This is a genomic window from Lwoffella lincolnii, from assembly GCF_037201985.1.
Lineage (GTDB): Bacteria > Pseudomonadota > Gammaproteobacteria > Pseudomonadales > Moraxellaceae > Psychrobacter > Psychrobacter lincolnii.
This window is the reverse complement of sequence record NZ_CP147511.1, coordinates 386,996-413,036: the sequence shown is the minus strand read 5'-3', so window position 1 is coordinate 413,036 and position 26,041 is coordinate 386,996. Positions and strand designations below refer to the sequence as shown.

Here is a 26,041-nt window from a genome sequence, read left to right as displayed (position 1 = left end):
AATAATCTCTTTACCGTAAAAACGCCCGCGCATTTCTAAACAGTCTCAACCACGCCCCATCACCATTGATGTCCCATTCGTTTGGCTTCCAGCTATGGTTATAAGCTTTTAGAGTTCTCTCTGGGTGTGGCATCATCAAGGTTACTCGCCCATCGGTACTACAAATGCCTGTTACGCCTTGTGGTGAACCATTCGGATTAAGCGGATAATGCTCGGTTGGATTGCCATGGCTATCCACATATCGCATCACCACTTGCCCATGGGCGGTCATGCCAGTGATGTCAGTGTCGCTCAAGGTGGCAAATCCTTCACCATGTGCCACCGCAATGGGTAAAATGCTGTCTTGCATGCCTTTTAACAGCACCGACTTAGTGCGTTCAATTTTGACATTGACAGTACGGGCTTCAAAGCGGGCAGATTTATTGGCGATAAAGCGTGGAAAATTATCTGCCCCCGGAATTAACTCTTTAAGCTGGCTCATCATCTGACAGCCATTACACACGCCTAAAGAGAACGTCTCTGGGCGGTTAAAAAAGCGGACAAACTGCATTCTTAGTTCATCATGATACAAAATCGATTTTGCCCAACCTGAACCAGCCCCAAGCACATCACCGTAACTAAACCCTCCACACGCCACCAAACCATCAAAATCACGCAAGTTTACTCGCCCTTTGAGCAAATCACTCATATGCACATCAACGGCATTAAACCCAACTTGGGTAAAACCACTTGCCATCTCCAAATGACCGTTGACACCCTGCTCACGCAAAATCGCCACTTTGGGTTGTGTGCTTCGGCTGTTGATATAAGGTGTTTCAATCGCTTGATTTAAATCATAATTGGTAAAGCTGATGAGACCTTGATGGTTTTTATCAGCAATTAGGTCAAATTCTTGTTGGACACAGGCAGGGTTATCACGATTTTTAGCAATATGATAACTTACTTTTGTCCACTCTTGTTGTAATTCAGCTCGGTCAAAACGAACCGTTTGAGTGGGGCTTTGGATAATTAAGCTGTCTTCATCGGTGGTTTGTCCAATCAAGCTGATGAGATGATTGATGCCCAAGGCATCTGCCAATGTCATCAAATCCACCACATGCTCAGGCAAGACTTGCACAACCGCACCCAGCTCTTCGGCAAACAGCTGACCCAGTAAGTTATCATCACTTAACACCAATTTTACCCCTTGACGACTGGTGAATTGCATCTCAGCAACTGTGGCAAGCAAGCCACCATCACCAATGTCATGATAGGCTGTGATTAAGTTTTTTTCATTGGCTTGTTGAATAAAGTTAAAAAATTTGATTAAATCTTGCGGATTGTCCAAATCAGGACAATCATCACCCAGTTGGCTTATTGTTTGTGCAAGGATAGAACCACCCAAGCGAAATTGCCCTTTGGATAAATCAATGCGATATAAGGCACTGTCGGTATTAACAAGCTCTGGGGTTAATGTTTTTGCCACGTTTTGTACAGGAGCAAAGGCGGTGATGATCAGCGACATGGGCGACACCACCGACTTATTATCATCGCCATCACGCCAATTGGCACGCATTGATAAACTGTCTTTACCCACAGGAATGGCAATGCCAAGAGTAGGACACAGCTCTTCACCCACCGCATGCACCGCATCGTATAAGGCTTGATCTTCTTTGTCTTCACCACATGCTGCCATCCAATTTGCTGATAGGGTAATGTCTGATAACTTGGCGATGTTTGCCGCTGCAATATTAGTAATGGCTTCAGCAACGGCAAGACGGGCCGATGCCTTAGGGTTGATAAGAGCAACTGGTGTGCGTTCGCCAATGCTCATGGCTTCGCCTGTCATGGGTTTGCCATCAAGGGGCATGAATGCTGATGCTGTTACTGCACAGTCCGCCACAGGAACTTGATAACGCCCAACAAACTGGTCGCGCACCACCATGCCCGTGATTGAGCGGTCGCCAATGCTGATCAAAAATGATTTATTCGCCACCGTTGGATGACGTAACACATCTTTGACCGCTTCACGCAATTGAACTTTTTCTAGGTTTAAAGCCGTTAAATTTGGTTTGCTACGGTTAAAAGAACGTTGCATTTTTGGCGTACCACCCAGCAACACTTGTAATGGCATGTCCACAGGTTGGCAATCACCGTTTGAATTTAACAGTGGGTCATCAACCACCAACTGACGCACTTCGGTTGCTTCGCCTAAAATGGCATACGGACAACGCTCACGCTCACAGATGTCATCAAACAGCTCAAGACTGTTTGGACGAATGGCAAGCACATAACGTTCTTGGGCTTCATTTGACCAAATTGCCATCGGCGACATGCCTTTTTCAAGTGATGGTACTTGACGCAAGTTCAACACCGCCCCCAATTTGTGGTCATTGACAAGCTCGGGCATGGCATTGGATAACCCGCCTGCCCCCACGTCATGAATGGACACGATGGGGTTTTTATCGTTGCCATCTTCTGCCATTGCCCAACAGCGGTCAATCACTTCTTGACAACGGCGTTCCATCTCAGCATTATCACGTTGCACAGAAGCAAAGTCCAAACCTTCATCAAATTCACCACTATCCACAGAGCTTGCCGCCCCACCACCAAGCCCAATTTGCATGGCAGGGCCACCCAAAATAATCAACAAATCACCCGCTTGAATGGCATTTTTTTCCACCAAATTGCGTTTGATATTGCCATAACCCCCAGCAATCATGATGGGTTTATGATAACCACGCATTTGGCTACCGTCCTGCTCTTTGGACGTGTCAAGTTGAAACGAACGAAAATAACCCAGCAAATTGGGGCGACCAAATTCATTACAAAATGCCGCACTGCCCAATGGAGCATCAGTCATGATTTGTAACGCCGATGCCATACGCTCAGGTTTGCCATAGTCAGCGGTAGAAACCACTCCACTCCGTCCACAATCGGATTCCCATTTTTCAGGCATGTCAGGCAGATGCAAATGTGATACATGAAATCCTGTCAGCCCTACTTTTGGTTTACCGCCACGCCCTGTCGCCCCTTCATCACGAATTTCACCCCCTGAACCTGTTGCAGCCCCCGCATAAGGCGCAATCGCTGTTGGGTGATTATGAGTTTCTACTTTCATCAAAATATCAATCGGTTCTTGATGAAAATCGTATTCTAAATGGTTATTTTGACGGTTTAAAAGCGGATAAAACCGTTGTCCATCATGCCCTTTAATCACCGCAGCGTTGTCTTTATACGCTGATAAAATGTCGTTGGGATTTTGTTGGAACGTATTTTTAATCATGTCAAACAGATATTTTGGCTGTGCTTCACCATCAATTACCCATTGGGCATTAAAAATCTTATGACGACAATGCTCTGAATTGGCTTGAGCAAACATCATCAGCTCCACATCGGTGGGGTTGCGTTTTAGCTCATTGACATAGGCATTCATTAAATAATCCATGTCTTGATGCGATAACGCAAAGCCAAACTCACGGTTGGCAGACTCTAACGCTTCACGCCCCCCTTGAGATGACAGCCCCATGACATCAACATGATTCAGATGGGCAGGTTCGTGGTCATCAAACAGATGACGGGCTTTTGTCAAATCATAAAACAAACTTTGCGTCATGCGGTCATATAACATCATCTCGACATCATGGGGCAGTGTTTCAGGCAGATTTTCTCCCACCAACGTATAAACCATTAACCGCTCCACCCGTTCGATGGCGATGTCGCAGTTATTAAAAATATCAGTCGCCTTACTTGCCCAAGGGCTAATTGTGCCAAAACGAGGGCTGACAATCAGTTGCCGTTGGCTGTCGGTGGGCTTCATCAGCTCAAACGTTTTGCCATCGTTTAACAAATCAATTGCTTTTTTTTGCTCTTGCTTGCTCAATGTGGTGGAAAAAATAAAAACCTGTTGGCTGATGATGTCGGTCAGTTGACAGTTGGTGGTTTGGTTGATGCTGGCTTGGTTGATATTAGTGGTTTGGTTAATGTTATTAAGCAGTTGATTTTTTTGAAAATCGGTTAAAAATGGGTGTCCAGCGATGAAGGTCATAAAGTGCTTCCAATGATTTAACAAAGTACAGTGATTTAATAACAATAATTTAATAAAATGATGTGATAAAAATGATTGCTCTAATTTTGCTTAAGATACGGCCAAGCCGCTTTAAGATATATCAACATCGACCACAGCGTCAATATCACCGCCGCCACCATCAGCACATAGCCCAAGGTCTCAAGCGACTGCCAATTTAATAACAGCACAATGATGGCAATCATTTGAAAGGTCGTTTTTAATTTGCCCACATAAGACACCGCCACGCTGGTGCGATTGCCAAGCTCTGCCATCCATTCACGCAAGGCAGAAACCGCAATCTCACGAGAGATGATGACAATGGCAGCGATTGCCATGATGACATTGGCATGCCACTGCACCAAGATGATGAGTGCTGCTGCCACCATCAGCTTATCCGCCACAGGGTCTAAAAACTGCCCAAACGCAGAAGAAATGCCCATTTTACGAGCAAAATAACCATCTAACCAATCGGTAATCGCCGCCAACACAAACACAGATGTCAATAAAACATGCCGAAGCAAACTGTCACTAAACTCATACATGCCAATACGAGCAATGGCGTTGTCTTGAATGGCAGGCACACCAACCCCTAAGGCTGGGGGCCAATAAGCAATCAACACAAACACAGGTATCATGATGATGCGAGCGATGGTCAGGTTATTGGGTAAGTTAAATATGCTTTGATTTGAAGATGATGCCGTCATAACGGGTCTTAGGTTGCCAATTTAGCCATAGCTTAACATGTTCACACAGACACGCCAACGAAAAAGCCACACCCAAGCGGTTATCAGATGCTTAAGCATGGCTGATGGGTGGTGTTAAGGTTGATGCTAAGGTTATGATGATGTCATTTGGTTTGGTTGTTTCATTCAGTCATGTGGCGTCATCAGTCGCCATCAAGCATGACCAATTTTTAACCAGCCTTGTTTTGACTAGCCTTTTTCTGCTTTAACTGCTTTAACCACCGCAATTAAGTTATCAACCACGTCAGCATCAGCAAGGGTAGACGTGTCGCCCAAGCCTTCATACTCACCCAAAGCAAGCTTGCGTAAGATGCGACGCATGATTTTGCCTGAGCGAGTTTTTGGCAAAGCATCAACCAAAAACATGGCATCAATGTTGGCAATCGGACCGATTTCAGCTCGCACATGACGATTAATCTCACCTTTTAAGGCATCGCTTGGCTCTTCACCTGTTCGCAAGATGACATATGCCCCCACGCCTTGACCTTTGATGTCATGTGGTATGCCAACAATCGCCGCTTCTGCCACCGCAGGGTGAGCCACCAAAGCACTTTCAATCTCTGCTGTCCCCAATCGATGACCTGACACGTTCAATACATCATCAACACGCCCTGTAATCCAATAATGCCCATCTTCATCACGCAATGCCCCATCACCTGTGAAGTAATTGCCAGGATAAGCACTAAAGTAGGTCTGCAAAAAGCGTTTGTGATCCCCCCAAATGCCCCGCATTTGCCCCGGCCAGCTGTCTTGTATCACCAGATTGCCTTCGCCTGCTCCTTGAACGGCATTGCCCTGACCATCAACAATGGCAGGCTTAATGCCATACAGTGGGGTCATGGCAGCCCCCGGTTTGAGATCGACTGCCCCAGGAATTGGGGTCATCATCACCCCACCTGTCTCAGTTTGCCACCAAGTATCGACAATCGGACAACGACTTTCACCCACCACATGGTAATACCAATCCCACGCTTCAGGGTTAATCGGTTCACCCACCGAGCCAAGCAGACGCAAGCTTGAGCGGTCAGATTGTCTGACGTAGTCATCGCCCTCTTTCATCATCGCACGAATGGCAGTCGGAGCGGTATATAAAATGCTCACGTCATGCTTGTCAACAATGTTACCAATCCTTGCCCAATCTGGATATTGTGGCACACCCTCAAACATCACCGTACTGGTGCCGTTGGCAAGTGGGGCGTATAACACATAACTATGCCCTGTGATCCAACCCACATCAGCAGTACACCAAAACACATCATCATCTTTGACATCAAAAATATCACGGAACGTTGACAGCGCATAAGTGATGTATCCACCTGTGGTATGTAACACCCCTTTGGGCTTGCCTGTTGAGCCAGAAGTATAAAGCAAAAACAAAGGGTCTTCAGCATTCATCGGCTCAGGTGGACAGTCTTCGTTGGCATTGTCAATGACGGTGTGATACCAAACATCACGGCGACCACTCATCGGAATGGACGTGCCTGTGCGATAGACAACAATGACTTTTTGTACGCAGTCAGTTCCGTCCACGTCCAAAGCCCTATCAACATTGGATTTTAGCGGGGTGTGTTTGCCACCACGCACACTCTCATCAGCGGTGATGACCAGTTTTGACTGACTGTCGATGATGCGACTTGCCAAACTGTCAGCACTAAAGCCACCAAACACCACCGAATGCACTGCCCCAATTCTGGCACATGCCAGCATGGCAGCTGCCGCCTCAGGTATCATTGGCATATACAAAGTCACACGGTCACCTTTGCCCACGCCCATTTTACGCATGGCATTCCCCAAACGACACACCTCAGCATGCAACTCTTTATAAGAGATGATTTTATGCTGTGATGGGTGGTCTCCTTCCCAAATAATGGCTGGTTTAAATAGATTTTTTTGCAAATGACGGTCAAGGCAGTTAACAGACACGTTTAACTCACCATCTTCAAACCATTTGATGCTAAAATTATCAAGGTCATAATTGACATTTTTAATCTTAGTGGGTTTTTTTATCCAATCAATCAACTCAGCACGTTTTGCCCAAAAGGCTTCGTTACTGCTGGCATCAGCAACCGATTGTTGGTAAGTTTGTTGATATTGTTCAGGCGTGGTGTTCGCCTTGGCTTTGAATTCATTACTGGCGGGATAAGTTTTTACCATGATAACCTCCTTGTCGAGTGCTTTTCGGTTAAGTACTTATTTGGTATTGATGTTTGGTTGAATTGATGACTCTTTAGCATTGATGAGTCAACGATGCCAATATCACCATCATCACTACAAATGAGTTGCGTGTCCTTGTGAGCTTGGTGAATCTGGTGCATTTACTTTGCCAATTTACTTTCTGCCAATTCACTTTCAATCCACTTGATGATAGCCCACTTTATGAATATGTCATGACCATGGGTAACTGCGGTTAAGTAAGGTGGCAAGTTAGCAAGCAAAGTGGCTTATGATAGTTTTACTAGATTTTGCTGTCATTGTAAACCGATTTGTAAACCAATTTATCCTAAAGCAGTGATTTTTTGTCATTCATTTATCATTGATTTTGAGTACTGTATGTCTTCTTCTGAGTCAAACCCATCTGATAATACCCAACTGACCACCCAAACACCCGTCATTACTCAACCAATGCTGACTCAAGTGCTGATCATTGGGGCTGGGGCATCAGGGCTATTCACCGCTTTGACCGCAGGCAAACGAGGTAGGTCAGTGCTGATTATTGACCATGCCAATAAAGCAGGCAAAAAAATCTTAATGTCTGGTGGTGGACGCTGTAATTTCACCAATCTGTCAGTTGAGCCAGAGCAGTTTATCAGCCAAAATCCACATTTTTGTAAATCAGCATTAAGCCGTTTTACCCCATGGCAATTTATTGACATGGTGGCACAGCATGGCATTGATTATCATGAAAAAGAACATGGTCAACTGTTTTGTGATAAGTCATCTAAGGACATTTTGACCATGTTACTGGCAGAATGTGATGCCGTGGGAGCAACTGTCCGCCTAAATTGTGCGGTGCAATCCGTGCATGCTTGCAAAAATATTGTTCACGATAACCATGCCAGTTCATCAGCGGTTAATTTTATCGTCCATACCAATCAAGGTGTTATCGGTTGTGAATCTTTGGTGATTGCCACAGGTGGGTTATCCATTCCCACCATGGGAGCGACAGGGTTTGGTTATCAAGTCGCTGAGCAGTTTGGACATCACATCGTTCCCACCCAAGCAGGGTTAGTACCCTTTACATTTACGGATAAATTAGGAGATGTGTTCGCCAGTTTGTCAGGCATCAGTCATGACGTGGTGGCATTTAATGAACGGATAAGCTTTGCTCGTCCCATGCTCTTTACGCATCGTGGTTTGTCAGGCTTTGCCATGTTACAGTTGTCTAATTATTGGCAACTCGGTGAGAGCATTCACATCAACTTATTGCCTGATTTGAATGTATCAGACCATTTGTGCCAATACAAACGCCGCCACCCCAAACAAAAAATTAAGACCGCCTTGGCTGACCATTTTGCCAAAAACCTGCTGTCAGCCTTGCAAGCACTTTTATGGGCTGAACATCAAGATTGCGACCTTGCCAACATCAAAGACGAGCAGTTAAACAAAATCGGACAGACACTCAACGATTGGACACTAAAACCATCTGGCACAGAAGGCTATCGCACAGCAGAAGTAACACTTGGCGGTGTGTCAACCGAATACATTTCATCTAAGACCATGCAAAGTCAACTGCAAGAGAACTTATATTTTGTGGGCGAAGTGTTAGATGTAACAGGCTGGCTTGGAGGCTATAATTTTCAATGGGCATGGGCAAGTGGTCATGCTTGTGGGCAAGTGGCTTAGACAAGTGGTTTAGACAAGCAAACCACCCATATCGCATGAATGTGTATGGGTGGTTTATGTCACTGATGACACACTTAGCATTCAATTGGCATTTAATTAAAACACTTACAATTAAAAATATTTACCATTCAAACACTTAGACATGTCATCACTGCATCACCAGATACTCAAATGCTGATAATGCTGCCTTACTGCCTTCGCCCATCGCAATATTAATTTGTTTAAATGGCACGGTGGTCACATCACCACAAGCAAAAATGCCCTTGCGGTCAGTATGGCAACGTTCATCAATTTCAATCTCACCAAAGCGGTTAACATCAACAAACCCTTTCACAAATTCTGAGTTAGGCACCAGCCCAATTTGTATGAACACGGCAGATAAATCTAGCTCTTTTATCTCACCAGTGTTCCGTTCTTGATAAACAATCGAGCTGACTTTACCATCGGTGGCCTTAATTTCTTGCGTGGCAACCGACGTTAATATATCAATGTTTGACTTCTGTTTGGCTTTATTAATCAACACTTGATCAGCTTTAAGCGAGTCGGCAAACTCAAATACCGTTACATGTTTCACAATGCCTGCCAAATCAAGAGCAGCTTCAATGCCTGAGTTACCACCACCGATGACCGCCACATCTTTGCCTTTAAAGAAAGGACCATCACAATGTGGACAATACGCCACACCATTACCAACATAGTCATCTTCACCCGGGACGCCAAGTTTTCGCCACTTTGCCCCCGTTGCCAAAATCACACTGCGGGTATCAAACTCTTCGCCTGTGTTTAGATGAATGCGGTAATTTTCATCCACCGTTTCACTCAACGATTTAACGCTGACATGCTCCTTAATGGTTACTTCATATGCTTTTAGATGTTTATTAAAGTTGGCTGACAGCTCATTGCCATTCGTCAATGGCACAGAGATGAGATTTTCGATGTCTTGGGTGTCTTTGACCTGTCCACCAACACGGTCAGCAACAATGGTTACCTTTAAGCCTTTACGTGCGGTATAAATCGCCGCTGCCACACCAGCAGGACCACCGCCAATGATGGTCACATCTTGTTGCTCTAACTGTTCGCCATCATCTTCACTTATCTCACTTAACAAATCTGGGTATTCAGCTTGCAATTTATCAATGATTTTGGCAGTATCTACCTTGCCACTGACAAAAGGTTTGCCATTTAAAAATACCGCTGGCACACCTTGAATGTTATTGGCTTGTACTTGTTCTTGGAACAAACCACCATCAATCATCTCATTGCTGATGTTGTCATTTAACACAGCAAATTGATTTAATGCCTGCACCACATCAGGGCAATTATGACAACTTAATGACACATAGGTCTGAAAGTTTAACGGCTTGTCAATGCGTTTAATCAGCTTTTGAATACTGCCATCAAGTTTCAGCGTGTGTCCACCTGCATGCAACATTGCTAAAATCAACGAACTGAATTCATGCCCACCCGGAATGCCACTAAACACAATGCCTGAATCTTGATAGCCTAAATCTTGATGAGCATCATTTTGCTGTTGGTAATCAATTCTAAAGCTAATCGGACTGGGTAAATGACCATCTACAAATGCAGGGTCATTGACATCAAAGGCAACTTTATCACTGCTACTGGCAATTTGACTTAAAAACTCACTCAATTCTTGACGCTTGTCATGCTCGCCTTGACCGATGACAAAGCGAATGGGGCGAACGATATTTTCGCCATAAGATTTAACAGCGTCTAATAAACTTTGGTCTAACATGTTGGGTCTCCGTGATTATTCCATCATTTTTGCCACAGATGAGTGACTTTGGATAATGTCATTATCCGACATGATTACCCTTTAGACAATGTTAGAAAATCAAAGTTTATGTTTTATATTTTTAATCAATAATTTATTTTTGATTTATTTTTTATCATTATTAAAGTGGTTATTATGCTGGTTACTGTCAGCAAATTTAGGTAGAATGGCATAAACCCCCTTTAAACCAATGCCATGTTGGGGGCAACGGCAAGCCAACATTCACCAATAACATTCATCAACATTCAACATAAGGATAACCATCATGTTTCCAGAACATCGTGAACTCATCACCGAACTTAAACAAACAGACGCACATTTTGCCAAGCTGTTTCATGAACATAATGACTTAGATAACCAAATTGACAAACTGGAGCGAGATGTGGTCAAACACGCCAGCCGTGAAGACGAAATCGAAAAAATGAAACGCAAAAAATTGCAATTAAAAGATGAGCTTTATCGCATTTTAGAAAGTAAAAAAGAAGAGTAAAAGAATAAATTTCCTGCAAAACTAATGGGTAACAATCACCTTATCCTTGTTGGATAAGGCTTTTGTAAAAAATCTGAATCTAATAAAATTGGGGTTTTGCAGGAAGTTTAATAAAGAAAGAAAGCATCATTGCATCTGTTTTATGAACAAAACCCTTTGCGAACAGCCCCATGCAAACCATCGTGGGAGTTTTGTAACTGCTGGTTAGTAACTGCTTTTTAAACGTCAATTTAACCCAACAATTTAGTACCAAAAATATTCTTCTCTAAATTGAGAATTAAAACACCCAATAATAAATATGACAGTAGTAACCAACCAGCCAATTAACGCATAAAGCCTAATTTGTTCACTATTCCAGTCTAACGCAAACCAGCCGATTAAAAAAAACGACTTCCAACCTTCAATGGTTTTTGCCCCACCCCAAGAAATCACCCATTTATAAAATAGGCTAATCAATAGATACATTGCTATCCAAAAAATCATACCCACAGAAGCGTCCTTTGGCTATCCAATTTCCTTTTGTTGTCCAATTTAAGGTACAATCGCACCATCTAACCCACGTGGTTCATTGTCATATGGTTCAGTATAGGACGCTCACATCAGCGATTTTGTAAAAAATTGTTTTTTACTTTTAGGAGTACGCCAGCCCTAACCACATGACAACAATCGCTCATCGCTTGCAAAATCGATATGATGACATTCCTTAACAATTTACCAAATTTTGGTTTTAGGCTATGATTTTAGGATATGATAAAACGCAACTTTTAACCGTATCACAAAACACAAGGTGACCTGTGGCAAACTTTTCTAATCAAACTTTCGCCCCATCCACAACCAATGACCATCAAGCCGATGACCATCAAATGTATGATTATTTGGTATTTATTGGACGATTTCAGCCATTTCATTTGGGACATAAATCTGTCGTTGACCAAGCCTTAAAACGAGCCAATCACGTCATCATGCTCATTGGCTCTGCCAATTTACCCAGAAGTTTGCGTAACCCTTTTACCGTAACAGAACGCACACAGATGATAAAAGGGGCATACCCTAAAGATGACGCTGACCGCATTCATTGCGTGGGTTTGGACGATGCCCTTTATAATGACACTCGTTGGCTTCAATATGTGCAAAAATGCGTCAAATCAGTAACAGGCAATTTGATGGCTAACATTGGTCTGATTGGACATTCTAAAGACAGCTCATCTTATTATCTGTCGCTGTTCCCCAACTGTGCATCGGTGTCTGTACCAAATTTTCACAACCTGTCTGCCACACCCATTCGAGATGCCTTTTTAATGGGAGCAACCCCAACAGCAGAACGTATTCCAACATCCACCCAACAGGTGTTAAACGATTTTAAACAAAGCGATGATTATCAAACATTGCACGAAGAAGCTTGGTTTATTGACCGCTATAAAAAACAATGGGAATATGCACCCTATCCACCCACGTTTATGACCGCTGATGCCCTTGTGGTACAGTCTGGGCATGTCTTATTGGTAGAACGTCGCAGTTTACCTGGCAAGGGCTTATGGGCATTGCCAGGAGGCTTTATTAACAAAAAAGAAACGCTGTTTGATGCGTGTGTCCGTGAGTTAAGAGAAGAAACTCGCCTAAAAGTGCCTGAGCCTGTTCTTAAAGGCTCTCGCCATAGTCAGCATACGTTTGATGACCCATACCGCTCAGCACGGGGACGCACCATCACGCAAGTGTTTTATTTTCAATTAAAAAACGACCCCAAAGGCTTACCAAAAGTCAAAGGGGGTGATGATGCAACAAAAGCATTTTGGTTACCATTGGCAGAGTTGGACAGCAAAAAAATGTTTGAAGACCATCATGCCATCATCACCAAAATGGTGGGGTTGTAAGGCGTATCGTAAAAAAACTTGCCTACTTTCTACTTTGTGCATCTTGTTTATTGAAATTGCATACTATTTATTTAAATTTGTTCAAATAATAGTGCCTAAATGGTCTAAAATTGCTTAATTTTTTCCACCACTTTCCCCACTCCGATAGACGGATTGGGCTTATCGTCATCAGTCGATGACAGTCATCAGAGGATTTCTGACTATGTTTACCAAAAACTTAACCAACCTTATCTTAAATGCCGATAGCTACAAAACGTCGCATTATTTGCAATATCCACCAAACAGCGAATACGTGTCCAGCTATGTTGAGGCACGCCGTGGTGATTATCCTGTGGTCTTTTTTGGATTACAAGCCTTTGTTAAAGAGTATTTAATCACCCCCATTACCCAAAAAGACATTGACGATGCCCAAGCGGTGATAGTTGCCCATGGCTTGCCATTTAATCGTGATGGTTGGCAACGACTGCTAGACAAACATCAAGGTCGCCTGCCCTTACGCATTCAAGCAGTGGCAGAAGGGTCAATCATTCCTACTGGCAATGTGTTGTGTCAAGTTGTCAATACTGACCCTGAATTTTATTGGCTCACCACTTATATTGAAACGGCTCTGCTGCGTGCTTTATGGTATCCAACCACAGTCGCCAGCGTATCGCATTACTGTAAGGGCATCATCAAATCCGCCTTAGCAAAATCAGCAGACAGCTTAGACAGCTTGCCATTTCGATTACATGATTTTGGTTCACGAGGCGCGTCCAGCCTTGAGACGGTGGCATTGGGCAGTTTGGCACATTTGGTCAATTTTTCTGGCACAGACAGTCTGACTGCGTTGGTGGCAGCCACCCGTTGGTATGGTATGAATGACGAGATGGCGGGTTTTTCTATCCCAGCTGCTGAACATAGCACCATGACCGCTTGGGGACGTGACGGTGAGCCTGCCGCTTTTGCCAACATGATTGAGCGGTTTGGCGGTGAAGGTAAGGCGTTTTCAGTGGTATCAGACAGCTATGACTTATGGAATGCCATTGATAACATTTGGGGCGATGAGCTCAAAGACAAAGTCGAGAATATGGGCGGTACGCTGGTCATTCGCCCTGACAGTGGCGAACCTGCCAAAGTGGTGCGTGAAGCACTGGAACGTTTGGCTGCCAAATTTGGCTCTAAAACAAACAGCAAAGGCTATAAGCAATTACCTGACCATATACGCCTAATCCAAGGAGATGGCATTAACCCACACAGCATCAGCAAAATCTTAGATGCCATCATGGACGCAGGTTTTAGCACTGAGAACGTTACCTTTGGTATGGGTGGTGGGCTGTTACAACAAGTCAACCGAGACACCTTAGGATTTGCCATGAAAGCCAGTAGCATCTGCATTGATGGCAAGTGGCATGATGTGTATAAAGACCCCATTACCAGCCATTCCAAACGCTCCAAAAAAGGTCGTTTGGCATTGATAAACACTGATGGCACAAATGATGGCAATCTGACCAACCATGATGTTCGCCATATTCGCACCATTCGAGAAGATGAATTGGGGAATGATACCAATCATAAAAACAACCTGCTCCAAGATGTGTTTATCAATGGTAAGTTATTGATTGATGACAATTTGACTGTCATTCGTGAGCGGGCGGGGTGGTGATTACCTTTGGTTATTTTATTGTCTTTGGCTAAAGCAATAATGAATAATTATTGGGAAATCCAACCTTAAGCCTTGCTGATGGCAAGCGAGATATCAATACTTTTAAAAGAATACTTTTAAAAGATTGTATGGTCAATTCATGGTAAAACCACCACAAATCCAAAGATGGCTGTCAGATTTTGTTATCATTAATCTCTGCCATCAATCCCCCCCATCATTGAAATTATCCCAAATAACCCATAAACCCAATGAAACAAACCGTTTTATCCCATGGTGGAATAACGCCAGTGATGGAATAACGCCAACTTCCATTTTATCCCCATCTTCTTATCCCAATAAGACTGACCAAGCTGACCAAATTTTTAACTTATCTTAACAAAAAGGGTGAGTTACAACAGTGTCTCAAAAGAAGTGTCTCAAAAAAATCGCCCTGATTAGGGCGAAAGTTACTGACATCTCTACCTAAATCACAAACGATGGTCAGACAATGACACACGACGAATCAATCAAGACACCAAATTCAATGTGTGGTCAGGCGATGGCTCTTCTCCATTTTCTATATCACGAAATTGCACGCTGTCTTTATCCATATAAATCAAATAAGGCGGTATGTCAGATTGATCTTCTGGATGTAACAACACATATCGACTGTCCAAACCATTGATGTCATATGTTCCTTTGGTTGTTATTTGACCATCAGGCTTGCCCAAATATTCTTGCTCCATCACAAATGTGCCATCAGCGTTTAGCGTCAAGTCAGTCTGAATGCCTGAACAATCTGCACAAGGCAACACACCAGAATAAGCAGATTGAGGCAACACACCCACACCATCTGTAACAGTAACTTCAGGTTGTTGACCGTCATCGATGGGGTCAGCCACAGCATCATCAGTTGAGTCGATGATAGGCTGTTCAACTGCTTGAGTGCTTGCTTCTTCATGGGTTGCTTGTTGGGTTGTACTGCTTTGATCGGCATTGCTTTTATTTGAGTTATCACAAGCAGTCAATGATAACAGTGTCAACATGGCAAACACAATGGACGATTTTAGTTTCATATTCATATTAAAAAAATCTCTTCAAAACAAGATTAACCAACATTAAACAACTTAATTTTTAACACAAAACATTATGGCATAAAATTTTTATCTCAACAAGACAATTGCCATTACCATCATAAAGGGCTGATGACATGCTTATCATCAGCCCTTTGTTGTTGTGTTGTTGCTTTTTGTATCAAAAGCTTGAATTGGGCTTAGATTTTTCCAACCAAATCAATGCTGGGCTTTAAGGTTTCTTTGCCATCTTCCCAAGCTGCTGGGCAGACTTCACCATCGTTTTCACGCACATATTGGGCGGCTTTGACTTTACGCACCATGTCTTTAGCAGAGCGACCAATGCCCAAATCATGAATTTCTGCCACTTTAATAAAACCTTCTGGGTCAATTAAGAATGTGCCACGTAAGGCAGCGTTGTCTTCTTCAATCATGATGTTAAAGCCACGAGTGATTTTGCCTGTGCCGTCGCCCAGCATGGGAAATTTAACTTTGCTGATGGCTTCTGATGAGTCATGCCATGCTTTATGCACAAAGTGGGTGTCAGTTGATACGGCATAAACTTCTACGCCTAAGCCTTTGAGTTCTTCATAATGGTTTGCCATGTCTTCTAGTTCAGTTGGGCAAACAAAGGTAAAATCATGGGGATAAAACATAAAAATCGCCCAGTTGCCTTTGACATCGTCAGATGAGATGGTTTTAAATTCTCCGTTGACAAAAGCTTCGGTTTTAAATTCTGGGATTTGTTGGTTGATGATGGCGGTCATGATGACTCCTTATCGGTTATCGGTTAATCGGTTGTTGTTAACATGGCTGTTAACATAAAAACATCAAGTCAAGCATCTTAAAAAAGTTTCTGGATTCTAGGTGCTTTATTTAAGTGCTTTATTGCTTGATTACTTGAGCTTATCATTATCATGGTAGGATAAGCGTTTCTCCAGTTTAAAGAATTTAATGTTATGATTTATTTTTTTAATGTTGAAATGCTGTCTTTATCATTTTTAAGCTTCTGAACAAATCATAAACAAGTCTAGGCAGTGCCCCTTAATGCTTAATATTAATATCAATAGCCACGCTTATTAATTATAAGCGTATTTATTATAAATAATACCCACTTCCATCATAATGACTTCCATCATGATAGCCCCCTTCATGATAATGGTCTCCATTATAATATTCTCTTTCATGATAGTATCGATTATCATCATACCGATTGTCATCATGATACCGACCTTCGTCATAATATCGATTGTCATCATAATATTGATTTTGGGGTGCATAAGCATAAGGTGATTGAGCATAAGGTGATTGAGAATAAGATGATTGCTGAATGTTTTGTGGGGCGTTGATTTTGATTTCAACACGGCGATTTTGTGCTTTGCCATATTCGGTGTTATTGTCAGCAATGGGTTGCGACTCACCATAGCCCACGGTGCTGATGCGGTGAGAAGACACGCCACGGTTGTTTAAATAACTGGCAACAGAGAAAGCACGACGCTCAGACAAACCTTGGTTATAGCCTGCATCACCCACGCTGTCAGTATGCCCCATAATCACAACGGTGGTTTGACCATATTCATTCATGGTGGCTGCCAACTTGTCTAATGTGTTGGTAAAAGTGGGCTTGATATAGGTTTTATCAGTATCAAAAGTGATGTTGCTTGGCATGACCAAATTGATATCATTGGTGCGTGGATCAAGTGCAACTTCCACCCCTGTGCCAGCCATTTGCTGTTTTAATTGTTGTTCTTGACGTTGCATATAATAGCCCACACCAGCACCGATGGCAGCACCGATGGCAGCATCACGACCTGTTCTTTCACCCCCAGTCGCCTTTGACACTCCAGCACCTAAGGTAGCACCTGCCAATGTACCAAGGGCAGTTTTATTAATGGTGGTTTGTCCAGTGGGATCAGCGGCACAACCGACCAACGCCATCGAACCCGCTAAGGTTGTGATGAGTAGTTTGGTGTTTAAAGTGGTTTTCATAATGGTATCCTTGTGTTCTGGTAATGTGTGTTTAGCCGTTATGTTTAAATGTGTGTTTATGGCAATGGTGCGTTTATTTGGTTTGTTAAATGGTTTATTTATTGTGTTTGTGGGAAATGAATCAATAAAAATATGATAACAAAAATATTTGTAATATTTTGTTACATCTGTGTATGAGAAGTGCTTATTAAGGCTTATTTTGTCATAATGGCTTAGATTATTTGGCTGGTATGGTGTTAGGTGTTGCCAAATTTTTGCCAAACTTTTACCAAAATTATGAAATGTTAATATCATATGAAACCAACTGCTCTACAACGTCTGCGACAATCTTACCCCCAATTTGCCAGCCGTCTGTCGCTTGCCACAGCAGGATTTGTCATCACTGCCAACTCAGTGATGTTGGCAGTGCCTGTGTGGCTGGCAGGTGTCATTAAAACCGTCAGTGGCAACGCCTTTGCTGATGAAGCAGTCATCAAGCTTGCCAACCATTGGATTAACACCAATAACAACATCATCGACACCCTGATGCCTGACAAAGATTGGCGTATCAGCTTACCTGATGATGTTGACACACACAAACAGTATCTGCTGGTGTGCAATCATCAATCTTGGGTTGATACCAGTGTGATACAGTATGTCAGTCGTAATTACCTGCCTTTGACTCGATTTTTTACCAAATATGAGCTGATTTATATCCCCATTGTTGGGCAAGCATTTTATTTTTTGGATTTTCCGATGATGAAACGCCACAGTAAACAAGCCATTGCTAAAAATCCTACTCTAAAAGGTAAAGATATTCTTGAAGCCAAACGAGCGTGTGATTTGTTAAAACACAAACCCTTTACTTTGCTAAACTATCTGGAGGGCACACGCTTTAGCACTGCCAAGCATCGAGCCCAAAATTCACCTTATCGACATTTATTAAAACCCAAAGCAGGCGGTCTGGCACTTGCCATCAGTGCTTTGGGTCAGCAGATTGATGGCATCTTAGATATGACGGTGGTCTACCCTGATTTCCCCAATGCTCCCCCCACTTATGCAGATTTATGGCTGGGTAATGTGCAACGTTTGGGGGTGGACGTGCGTCACATGACAATGAATGATGGGTTATTTGACGCAATCAAGCAAGGTGCTTATTCTCATGATGTCGATGCCACACAAGCATTTTATGCTTGGTTAGATGAATTATGGCAAAAAAAAGACACTCGCATGACATCGATGTTGGCGGAATTTGATTAAAGGTTGGATATGAAGCTTGACAAAGATGGGTGATGCCAGTTGCCAGCATATTGCCAACAAATCAAAATCCAACAATGAACAATGCAAAACATCAGGCATGTTTTCATTGATAATGACCACCCCATATAAAAGCATTAAGGAACATTAATGAACACAACCCATCAACCAACCCACATTGAGACCAACAACCACATTGAGACCAACACCAGCCCCATGAACCAAAAAAATGATGCCTTTACTTTTTTTGGCAAAATGTTGACCTTTTCTCGTTTGCATTTACAAAGCAATGACCTGACTCTCATCAATGCCCAACTGAAACACACCATCGATAACAAAAACAGCCAAATTCCTGTGGTCATCGACAGCGATGTGTCACAAGATTTGCCTGCATTGGTGGACATATTATGGCAATGGGGGCTACAACCGATTGGCGTGGTTGGTGGTAACTTGTCCGAACAAGCCAAAACATTGCGTTTGGCAATCTTTCCAGATGATGGCAAACGCATCGCCAGAGTTGAGACACAAGCCAAATCTCAAAAAACTCAAAAAAACAGCAAAACTGACATCAAGCCAGCCGCTGACACACAGAACATTGGCACGCAAGACACCCCATCACAAGCTGATGCCATGGACTTATCCAATGACAACACCCATTTGACCGATGCCACATTCAATCAGGTCAAGGTGGTCACGCAAATCTTACGTTCAGGACAACGCATCGAACATCTTGGTGGTGATTTAATCATCACCAACAGCGTTAATGATGGAGCAGAAGCCATCACTGACAGTAATCTACACGTCTACGGACGAGGATTAGGAAGACTGGTGGCAGGAGCAACAGGTGATAAAAATGCCAAGATTTTTTGCCAAAATTTCAATCCATCACTGGTCTCTGTGGCTGGCACATGGCAACTTCGAGATGACATTCCCAAAGATTATCTGGATAAAGCCGTACAGGTGAGTTACCAAGAAGGGCATGGCATTGTCTACACACTCATGGATTCGGCAGTAACAAGTCATAAAAACTAAAGACTCAAAGCTTAATATTAAAAGCTTAGCATTAAAAACTTAATGTTAAAAAATTAATGTCAAAGTTTCATGCCATAAACGTCAATGAACACTCAACAGCCACTAGGCGTTTTGGGTGTTTTGTGCTACCCTAAGCTCATATTTTTGGCTCATATTTTTTAACATGATTTGACTGTTTAGCATAAGAGCATGGCGAGGACATCGTCAAGGCTTTATCATCATAGGAGGAAGCCATCGTGGCAAGAATCGTTGTTGTCACTTCAGGAAAAGGCGGTGTGGGAAAAACCACCACCAGTGCGTCAGTCGCTACTGGTCTTGCCTTACGGGGGCATAAAACCGTAGTGATTGATTTCGATGTGGGGTTACGCAACTTAGATTTGGTCATGGGTTGTGAAAACCGCATCGTTTATGACTTTGTTGATGTCATCACTGGCAACGCTCGCTTATCGCAAGCGTTGGTTAAAGATAAAACGTTGGATAATCTGTTTATTTTGCCAGCCAGCCAAACTCGTGATAAAGATGCCTTAACCGATGAAGGTGTGGCAGCGGTGATGAAAGAGCTGTCTGAGCAATTTGACTACATCATCTGTGATTCACCTGCAGGGATTGAACGTGGGGCTCAACTTGCCATGTATCATGCTGATGAAGCCATCATCGTTACCAACCCAGAAATCTCTTCAGTACGAGATTCCGACCGCATCATCGGTATTTTACAAAGCCGCACCAAGCATGTGGTAGAAGACACTGGCTCAGTCAGAGAACATTTGGTCATCAGTCGCTACAACCCTGAGCGAGCTGCTGCTCACGAGATGATGGACATCGACACCATCTCAAACGACATTCTAAAAGTGCCTTTATTGGGTGTTATCCCAGAGAGCCAAACCGTGCTAAAAGCATCAAATGAAGGTCAACCTGTCATTCATTATAGCAATTCAGCAGCAGGGCAATGCTATGATGACATCGTTGCCAGATTTTTAGGAGAAGAGCGCCCACTTCGCCACATTGACGTGAAGAAAAAGAGCTTCTTGCAACGCTGGTTTGGAGGGTAATATGAATAAAAAAAGAGGATTTTGGAGCAATTTATTTGGTCTAGACACACCCACAACTGGCAGTGCCAATACAGCGACTGAGCGATTAAAAGTCATCGTTGCTAGCGAAAACCGCTTACATAACCGCTTAACCCCCGACCGTATCGAAAAAATGAAGCGAGAAATCTTAGAAGTGGTCAATAAATACGTCAATGGGGTACAAATTGATGATGTGAATATCAACCATCGTCATGAAGATAGCCTAGACGTACTTGAGATGAACATCAATCTGCCTGATAATCATCGTCGGTGATTTGCAAGGAAAATACAGATTGATAATGATTCCATCAAGTCTATCCAGCAAATTTTTGATAAAGCAAGCGTTAGCCATTTTTGATAAACAAGTTTTTTATTATTTTTTTAAGTTGTGACTTCTCATGGCATTGTACCCCTACACCCTACAGACCGTCCCATTAAACATGTCCAAACAAGAGTTTGAACAAGCTCAACTGGCATTATTTGCCAAAAGCAGCCCATCATTTGACTTGGCACAAATCAAGACCAAAGAATGGAGCATCATGGCAATCATGACCATTTTGGCAATCGTGGGGCTGGTCATGGTGTCAGGGTACTCAACCCTGTTATTTTGGTTGATGCTCATTGGTGTGGCATTGTATGTCATCATACGCACCATTGGCTTTAAATGGTATGTGCAAAAAGAATTTGAAAAACAAATGGCAACTCAAAAAATGCCCGATGAAATGAAGCAAATCAAATTGGGGGTACAAAAACAAGGGCTTATCATGTCAATGCCTGCCCCCAACCAACCACAACCCAGCAATAAAGCCATGCGTGGTCTACAAATGCGTGGCTCTGGCGTGCAACAAGCGGTCATTCCTTGGTCAGCAGTTACCAGTTGGGATGAGACTGATGAGTTTATTTTTATATTGTTTGAGTTAAAGGGTCAGCATGGCAGTCAAATCCTGCCTAAACGTCTGATAAAAGATAAATTCCCCATTGACACCGTGCTAACGCATTTGATGGAAGTCAGACCAAACAAAGGCATTCAAGCCGATACGTTGCCACAAACGTTTTAGTTATCTGTGCTGCGTCAGCCCTAAAAATAAAATATAGATTTTTATTTGATTTATTTTTCTGATTGTAAAAATGAGTTTATATTTCCCTTATCTCTGTTAGGATATAGATGGTAATAGGGCATGCTGTTTTAAACTTTGTTTTAGACTTTTAGGCTCTATTACCTATTTTTAGGAATAACACAAATTTTGTTAACAGTTTTTGTTAACATCTTTCATTAACATTCAAGCTGTTATCAACATGGCTTTTATCAACATAAGGAATAACATCATGACCACCAACCAAATTGGTTTAGAAAAAAAAGACATGTCTGCTGTGATTGAGCAATTAAATAAATTGCTGTCTTCATATCACATTTTTTATATCAATGTGCGTGGCTATCATTGGAATGTCAAAGGTGAGCATTTCTTCTCTTTACATACCAAATTTGAAGAGCTATACACCGAGCTACAACTACAGATTGATGAAATTGCCGAACGCATTTTAACGTTAGGAGGCACACCGTTGCATGCTTATAGTGATTTTGCGAAGCATGCTGCCATTAAAGAAGATAAAAATGTCTTTGATGGTAAACAATGCGTCAAAGGCTTGGTGGCAGGCTTGCAAGAATTGATTGAAGAGCAACGTCAAGTGGCACAAATAACCGAAGAAGCCGATGACCAAGGTTCTACCGATTTGGTGATTGGTTATGTACAAGCCCAAGAAAAGTTAGTATGGATGTATAATGCATTTTTGGGTTGATTACTGACGTCTTTCTCTCTTTTTTCTTTTGGGTTGTTGGCGGTTATTAATAAATCACAACAACCTAGCGAGAACACCCATGACCCACCACAGCACTTACCCAAATTTATTTAAACCGTTAGACCTAGGTTTCACCACCCTAAAGAACCGAGTGGTCATGGGGTCAATGCACACAGGATTAGAAGATCGCTTTTATCATTATGACAAGCTGGCGGCTTATTTTGCTGAGCGTGCCAAAGGCGGTGTGGCGATGATGATAACAGGGGGCATCTCGCCCAATCGTCAAGGTTGGCTTTTGCCCATGGGTGGTACGCTAAATCATCAGCTAGACATTCTTAATCATCAGAAAGTTACCCAAGCGGTGCATCAATACGACAGCAAAATCTTGATGCAAATTTTGCATTCTGGACGCTATGGTTATCATCCGTTTGTGGTGTCCGCCAGTGCCATCAAATCACCGATTTCACCGTTTAAACCACGACAGATGAGTCGCACAAATATTGAAAAAACCGTACAAGATTTTGCTGATTGTGCCACACTTGCCAAGCGGTCAGGCTATGACGGTGTGGAAATCATGGGTTCAGAAGGCTATCTGCTCAATCAATTTTTAAGTCGCCACGTCAACCGTCGTACTGATGAGTACGGGGGTGATATTCATGCTCGAATGCGTTTTCCTTTAGCGGTGGTTAAAGCAGTGCGATCAGCGGTGGGTGATGACTTTATCATCTGTTTTCGCTTATCCATGCTTGATTTGGTTAAAGACGGTAATGACATGAGCGAGGTGGTGATTGTTGCTAAAGCCTTACAAGACGCAGGCGTAACCATCATCAATACAGGCATCGGTTGGCATGAGGCTCGTGTGCCAACCATCGTTACCAGTGTGCCAAGAGCCGCTTTTGCTGACTTTACCGCTGTGATAACACAAGCGGTCAATATCCCTGTCATGGCTGCCAATCGCATCAACATGCCAAGCACCGCAGAGAGCATCTTATCCAGTGGGCAGGCGGATTTGATACAAATGGCTCGTCCGTTTTTGGCTGACCCTCAATGGGTGAATAAAGCAAAAGCAAACACACCAGAACGCATCAACACTTGCATTGCCTGCAACCAAGCCTGTCTTGACCACACCTTTGAGCATAAACGTTCCACTTGTTTGGTCAACCCACAAGCCTGCTATGAAACCGAACTTACCTATCCACCAGTTAAAAAAGCCAAACATATTGGTGTGGTCGGCGGTGGTGTGGCTGGCATGAGTGCTGCTCTGGTGGCTGCCAAACGTGGGCATCAAGTGACGTTATACGAAGCCCGAGATGTACTGGGCGGTCAGTTTAACTATGCCAAAGTCATTCCTGGTAAAGAAGAATTTTATGAAACCATTCGCTATTTTCACCATGAGTTAAACCATCATGGGGTTAAGATAGTGCTGAATACTCAAGTTACACCAGAGCTGATGGCTGAACAAAGATTTGATGATGTGGTCATTGCCACAGGGGTTGTGCCACGTTCATTGGTTGGTAAGCTCGATGGGGCAGAACGTGCCAATGTCATCAGCTATGCCGATTTATTATCTGGTAAAGTGGTGGCAGGCAAGCGAGTGGCGGTGATTGGGGCGGGTGGTATTGGCTATGATGTGGCTGAATTTTTGACCGCCACCCACACTCAAGACTTGGTCAGTCTTGCCAAGTCAGGCAAGCTCAATGACCTAGCCCATCGTCCCAAACCACAATCCATTAGCAATTGGCGAGATGAATGGGGGGTTACTCAACAAGCAGAATATGCCAAGCAAGGCGGTCTGACTCAACCACACGCCATCACCCCACATCGGCAAGTATATCTGATGCAACGCACCAAAGGACGCTTGGGCAAAGGTTTAAACAAAACCACTGGTTGGGTACATAAAGCCCATGTCAAAAACCATGGCGTTTATCAGCTCTCTGGTGTGCAGTACGACAAAATCACCGATGAAGGCATCTGGCTTATTAACGCAAGCGGTCAGGCTCAACTATTGCGAGTTGATACCATCGTGGTGTGTGCAGGACAAGTATCAGTCAATGAACTGATGCCAACTGTCCATCATCAATCTGACCAAAATCTGCAAAAAAAACATAAAAAAACCGCCAAAGACCCCATCACAAAACTGTCACAAATAATCATCGGCAATAAGAATCTCGCTCATACAGATGATGACATCACCCCATCAGTGCTTTATCAGGGCAGTCGCTATCACATCATTGGCGGAGCAAAATTGGCAGGTGAGTTAGACGCCAAGCGAGCCATTCGAGATGGGGCAGTATTGGCGGCTCAACTATGAACATTTTTTTGTTTTTTGCCATCGTTGAGAAAAAAGTGTTTTGAATATTAAATTTATTTAAATATGAATGGTTGACATGCCAATCAAACGTCAATCATGGCGATGACATCGTATGCAGGTGTCTCATAAGGGTGGCTGCTCTTTAATGCCTGTATGACTGCTGACAGACAAGCATCTGCCACCACCATTTCCACTCGCCACTCTTCATTTTGATATAAGTGTCCTTGCTGACCTGTGTGTGGTTGACTGCCTGCCAATGGCATAAACTGCCCCACCCCTTTGACTTGCCAACAGCAATCACCATAGTTGCCTATCTGACCTGCTCCAGCAGCAAACAAAGCAGACTTAACAGATTCTAACTGTTCATCAGGGATAAAAACGGTGAGTTTGTACATAAAACAGATGGCAGCTTATAACGGCACACCAATACGATTGGCAACCTCTTCATACGCTTCGATGACATCACCCAGCGATTGGCGAAAGCGGTCTTTGTCCAGTTTTTTCTTAGTGGCTTTATCCCAAATTCGGCAACCGTCAGGTGAAAATTCATCGCCCAATACGATGCGATGATGAAATACGCCAAATTCCAGCTTAAAGTCCACCAACATCAAATCACCTTGAGCAAACAACTCGCTTAACACGTCATTAACTCTATGGGTGAGTGTTTTCATTTCATTCAACTGCTCTTGGGTCGCCCAACCCAATGACACCGCCAATGATTCATTGACCATTGGGTCACCTAAGGCATCGTCTTTATAAAACAGCTCAAAGGTTGGTGGGTTAAGCGTTTGCCCCTCTTGCAACCCCAAACGTCGCACCAAACTGCCAGCGGCATAATTACGTACCACGCATTCAACAGGTATCATCTGTAAGCGTTTAACCAACACCTCATCATCGCTGAGTTGTTTTTCAAAATGGGTCTCAATGCCAGCATCAGCCAGTTTTTGCATAATAAAGGCATTAAAACGGTTATTTACCTGTCCTTTGCGTGCCAACTGTGCCACACGCTCACCATTGAATGCTGACGTATCATCACGAAAATGTAAAATCAAAAAATCACTGTCATCGGTTTCATAGACAGATTTGGCTTTGCCTTTATAAAGTAATTGTTGCTTTTGCATAATG

At 43.1% G+C, this 26,041-nt stretch carries 20 protein-coding genes and 1 pseudogene; 11 read left to right on the top strand and 10 right to left on the bottom strand.

Translation table 11 applies throughout. The features are described from left to right. Nucleotides 1-10 precede the first annotated feature (10 nt). The 3 genes from purL to acs form a co-directional block, all read right to left on the bottom strand. Nucleotides 11-4,027 carry a phosphoribosylformylglycinamidine synthase gene (purL, locus tag WDM69_RS01880; protein ID WP_338755562.1) on the bottom strand — a complete coding sequence of 1,339 codons (4,017 nt, stop codon included), beginning with the start codon at nucleotides 4,025-4,027 and terminating at the stop codon, nucleotides 11-13. An 80-nt stretch (nucleotides 4,028-4,107) separates the two neighbouring features. Next, nucleotides 4,108-4,752, bottom strand: coding sequence for a CDP-diacylglycerol--glycerol-3-phosphate 3-phosphatidyltransferase (gene pgsA / locus WDM69_RS01875; protein ID WP_078307486.1), 645 nt, complete (start codon nucleotides 4,750-4,752; stop codon nucleotides 4,108-4,110). Between the two features lie 228 nt (nucleotides 4,753-4,980). Further along, nucleotides 4,981-6,945, bottom strand: coding sequence for an acetate--CoA ligase (gene acs, locus WDM69_RS01870; protein WP_338755561.1), 1,965 nt, complete (start codon nucleotides 6,943-6,945; stop codon nucleotides 4,981-4,983). 468 nt (nucleotides 6,946-7,413) lie between these two features. Between acs and WDM69_RS01865 the strand changes: the two genes are divergently transcribed. Beyond that, on the top strand, nucleotides 7,414-8,634 hold the full coding sequence (locus WDM69_RS01865; RefSeq protein ID WP_338755851.1) for an NAD(P)/FAD-dependent oxidoreductase: 1,221 nt from the start codon (nucleotides 7,414-7,416) through the stop codon (nucleotides 8,632-8,634). Between the two features lie 148 nt (nucleotides 8,635-8,782). On the opposite strand, the gene ahpF is transcribed toward WDM69_RS01865, so the two are convergent. Further along, on the bottom strand, nucleotides 8,783-10,390 hold the full coding sequence (gene ahpF / locus WDM69_RS01860; RefSeq protein ID WP_078307482.1) for an alkyl hydroperoxide reductase subunit F: 1,608 nt from the start codon (nucleotides 10,388-10,390) through the stop codon (nucleotides 8,783-8,785). A gap of 304 nt (nucleotides 10,391-10,694) precedes the next feature. Between ahpF and WDM69_RS01855 the strand changes: the two genes are divergently transcribed. Next, on the top strand, nucleotides 10,695-10,919 hold the full coding sequence (locus tag WDM69_RS01855; protein WP_078307480.1) for a YdcH family protein: 225 nt from the start codon (nucleotides 10,695-10,697) through the stop codon (nucleotides 10,917-10,919). Between the two features lie 243 nt (nucleotides 10,920-11,162). On the opposite strand, the gene WDM69_RS01850 is transcribed toward WDM69_RS01855, so the two are convergent. Further along, nucleotides 11,163-11,402 (bottom strand): hypothetical protein, encoded by a 240-nt coding sequence (locus WDM69_RS01850; RefSeq protein ID WP_338755850.1) that lies wholly within the window; start codon nucleotides 11,400-11,402, stop codon nucleotides 11,163-11,165. A gap of 380 nt (nucleotides 11,403-11,782) precedes the next feature. Between WDM69_RS01850 and WDM69_RS01845 the strand changes: the two genes are divergently transcribed. Together WDM69_RS01845 and WDM69_RS01840 are read left to right on the top strand one after the other, a co-directional pair. Continuing rightward, nucleotides 11,783-12,790, top strand: a complete 1,008-nt coding sequence (locus WDM69_RS01845) for a bifunctional nicotinamide-nucleotide adenylyltransferase/Nudix hydroxylase (RefSeq protein ID WP_338755849.1) — start codon at nucleotides 11,783-11,785, stop codon at nucleotides 12,788-12,790. Nucleotides 12,791-12,992: 202 nt separating this feature from the next. Next, nucleotides 12,993-14,432, top strand: coding sequence for a nicotinate phosphoribosyltransferase (locus WDM69_RS01840; RefSeq protein ID WP_338755560.1), 1,440 nt, complete (start codon nucleotides 12,993-12,995; stop codon nucleotides 14,430-14,432). 506 nt (nucleotides 14,433-14,938) lie between these two features. Here WDM69_RS01840 and WDM69_RS01835 read toward each other — a convergent pair. From WDM69_RS01835 to WDM69_RS01825, 3 genes and pseudogenes are all read right to left on the bottom strand, one after another. Then, the gene (locus WDM69_RS01835) at nucleotides 14,939-15,493 is read right to left on the bottom strand and encodes a copper resistance protein NlpE (protein WP_240494897.1); all 555 of its coding nucleotides are present in this window, start codon (nucleotides 15,491-15,493) and stop codon (nucleotides 14,939-14,941) included. A 191-nt stretch (nucleotides 15,494-15,684) separates the two neighbouring features. After that, complete coding sequence (gene ahpC / locus WDM69_RS01830) at nucleotides 15,685-16,251, bottom strand: alkyl hydroperoxide reductase subunit C (RefSeq protein WP_078307469.1); 567 nt, start codon at nucleotides 16,249-16,251, stop codon at nucleotides 15,685-15,687. Nucleotides 16,252-16,813: 562 nt separating this feature from the next. Beyond that, nucleotides 16,814-17,473, bottom strand: a pseudogene (locus WDM69_RS01825) (OmpA family protein); the annotation flags it as partial. 294 nt (nucleotides 17,474-17,767) lie between these two features. Here WDM69_RS01825 and WDM69_RS01820 point away from each other — a divergent pair. From WDM69_RS01820 to WDM69_RS01790, 7 genes are all read left to right on the top strand, one after another. Then, the gene (locus WDM69_RS01820; protein ID WP_078307467.1) at nucleotides 17,768-18,712 is read left to right on the top strand and encodes an acetyltransferase; all 945 of its coding nucleotides are present in this window, start codon (nucleotides 17,768-17,770) and stop codon (nucleotides 18,710-18,712) included. A gap of 213 nt (nucleotides 18,713-18,925) precedes the next feature. Beyond that, nucleotides 18,926-19,741, top strand: coding sequence for a septum site-determining protein MinC (gene minC, locus WDM69_RS01815; RefSeq protein ID WP_338755847.1), 816 nt, complete (start codon nucleotides 18,926-18,928; stop codon nucleotides 19,739-19,741). Nucleotides 19,742-19,977: 236 nt separating this feature from the next. Further along, nucleotides 19,978-20,790, top strand: a complete 813-nt coding sequence (gene minD / locus WDM69_RS01810) for a septum site-determining protein MinD (RefSeq protein ID WP_078307465.1) — start codon at nucleotides 19,978-19,980, stop codon at nucleotides 20,788-20,790. Nucleotide 20,791: 1 nt separating this feature from the next. Then, on the top strand, nucleotides 20,792-21,082 hold the full coding sequence (gene minE, locus WDM69_RS01805) for a cell division topological specificity factor MinE (protein WP_078307463.1): 291 nt from the start codon (nucleotides 20,792-20,794) through the stop codon (nucleotides 21,080-21,082). Between the two features lie 124 nt (nucleotides 21,083-21,206). Next, entirely contained in the window at nucleotides 21,207-21,866 is a 660-nt protein-coding gene (locus WDM69_RS01800; protein ID WP_078307462.1) for a YcxB family protein, read from the top strand. 268 nt (nucleotides 21,867-22,134) lie between these two features. Beyond that, nucleotides 22,135-22,605 (top strand): Dps family protein, encoded by a 471-nt coding sequence (locus WDM69_RS01795; RefSeq protein ID WP_143823306.1) that lies wholly within the window; start codon nucleotides 22,135-22,137, stop codon nucleotides 22,603-22,605. Between the two features lie 79 nt (nucleotides 22,606-22,684). Further along, entirely contained in the window at nucleotides 22,685-24,916 is a 2,232-nt protein-coding gene (locus WDM69_RS01790) for an NADPH-dependent 2,4-dienoyl-CoA reductase (protein WP_338755559.1), read from the top strand. Nucleotides 24,917-24,999: 83 nt separating this feature from the next. On the opposite strand, the gene WDM69_RS01785 is transcribed toward WDM69_RS01790, so the two are convergent. Together WDM69_RS01785 and purC are read right to left on the bottom strand one after the other, a co-directional pair. Beyond that, nucleotides 25,000-25,311 (bottom strand): NGG1p interacting factor NIF3, encoded by a 312-nt coding sequence (locus WDM69_RS01785; RefSeq protein WP_338755558.1) that lies wholly within the window; start codon nucleotides 25,309-25,311, stop codon nucleotides 25,000-25,002. Nucleotides 25,312-25,326: 15 nt separating this feature from the next. Next, nucleotides 25,327-26,037: a phosphoribosylaminoimidazolesuccinocarboxamide synthase gene (purC, locus tag WDM69_RS01780; RefSeq protein ID WP_078307458.1), complete on the bottom strand. Its 711-nt coding sequence runs from the start codon at nucleotides 26,035-26,037 to the stop codon at nucleotides 25,327-25,329. Nucleotides 26,038-26,041 lie beyond the last annotated feature (4 nt).

What these genes read in the sequence shown, in the direction of transcription:
- ahpF (WP_078307482.1), bottom strand. Translation starts at nt 10,390, where the DNA reads ATGTTAGACCAAAGTTTATTAGACGCTGTTAAATCTTATGGCGAAAAT.
- WDM69_RS01845 (WP_338755849.1), top strand. Translation starts at nt 11,783, where the DNA reads ATGTATGATTATTTGGTATTTATTGGACGATTTCAGCCATTTCATTTG.
- WDM69_RS01840 (WP_338755560.1), top strand. Translation starts at nt 12,993, where the DNA reads ATGTTTACCAAAAACTTAACCAACCTTATCTTAAATGCCGATAGCTAC.
- WDM69_RS01835 (WP_240494897.1), bottom strand. Translation starts at nt 15,493, where the DNA reads ATGAATATGAAACTAAAATCGTCCATTGTGTTTGCCATGTTGACACTG.
- WDM69_RS01855 (WP_078307480.1), top strand. Translation starts at nt 10,695, where the DNA reads ATGTTTCCAGAACATCGTGAACTCATCACCGAACTTAAACAAACAGAC.
- WDM69_RS01790 (WP_338755559.1), top strand. Translation starts at nt 22,685, where the DNA reads ATGACCCACCACAGCACTTACCCAAATTTATTTAAACCGTTAGACCTA.
- WDM69_RS01820 (WP_078307467.1), top strand. Translation starts at nt 17,768, where the DNA reads ATGAAACCAACTGCTCTACAACGTCTGCGACAATCTTACCCCCAATTT.
- WDM69_RS01850 (WP_338755850.1), bottom strand. Translation starts at nt 11,402, where the DNA reads ATGATTTTTTGGATAGCAATGTATCTATTGATTAGCCTATTTTATAAA.
- purL (WP_338755562.1), bottom strand. Translation starts at nt 4,027, where the DNA reads ATGACCTTCATCGCTGGACACCCATTTTTAACCGATTTTCAAAAAAAT.
- ahpC (WP_078307469.1), bottom strand. Translation starts at nt 16,251, where the DNA reads ATGACCGCCATCATCAACCAACAAATCCCAGAATTTAAAACCGAAGCT.
- minE (WP_078307463.1), top strand. Translation starts at nt 20,792, where the DNA reads ATGAATAAAAAAAGAGGATTTTGGAGCAATTTATTTGGTCTAGACACA.
- WDM69_RS01795 (WP_143823306.1), top strand. Translation starts at nt 22,135, where the DNA reads ATGACCACCAACCAAATTGGTTTAGAAAAAAAAGACATGTCTGCTGTG.
- acs (WP_338755561.1), bottom strand. Translation starts at nt 6,945, where the DNA reads ATGGTAAAAACTTATCCCGCCAGTAATGAATTCAAAGCCAAGGCGAAC.
- WDM69_RS01785 (WP_338755558.1), bottom strand. Translation starts at nt 25,311, where the DNA reads ATGTACAAACTCACCGTTTTTATCCCTGATGAACAGTTAGAATCTGTT.
- WDM69_RS01800 (WP_078307462.1), top strand. Translation starts at nt 21,207, where the DNA reads ATGGCATTGTACCCCTACACCCTACAGACCGTCCCATTAAACATGTCC.
- pgsA (WP_078307486.1), bottom strand. Translation starts at nt 4,752, where the DNA reads ATGACGGCATCATCTTCAAATCAAAGCATATTTAACTTACCCAATAAC.
- purC (WP_078307458.1), bottom strand. Translation starts at nt 26,037, where the DNA reads ATGCAAAAGCAACAATTACTTTATAAAGGCAAAGCCAAATCTGTCTAT.
- WDM69_RS01865 (WP_338755851.1), top strand. Translation starts at nt 7,414, where the DNA reads ATGCTGACTCAAGTGCTGATCATTGGGGCTGGGGCATCAGGGCTATTC.
- minC (WP_338755847.1), top strand. Translation starts at nt 18,926, where the DNA reads ATGAACCAAAAAAATGATGCCTTTACTTTTTTTGGCAAAATGTTGACC.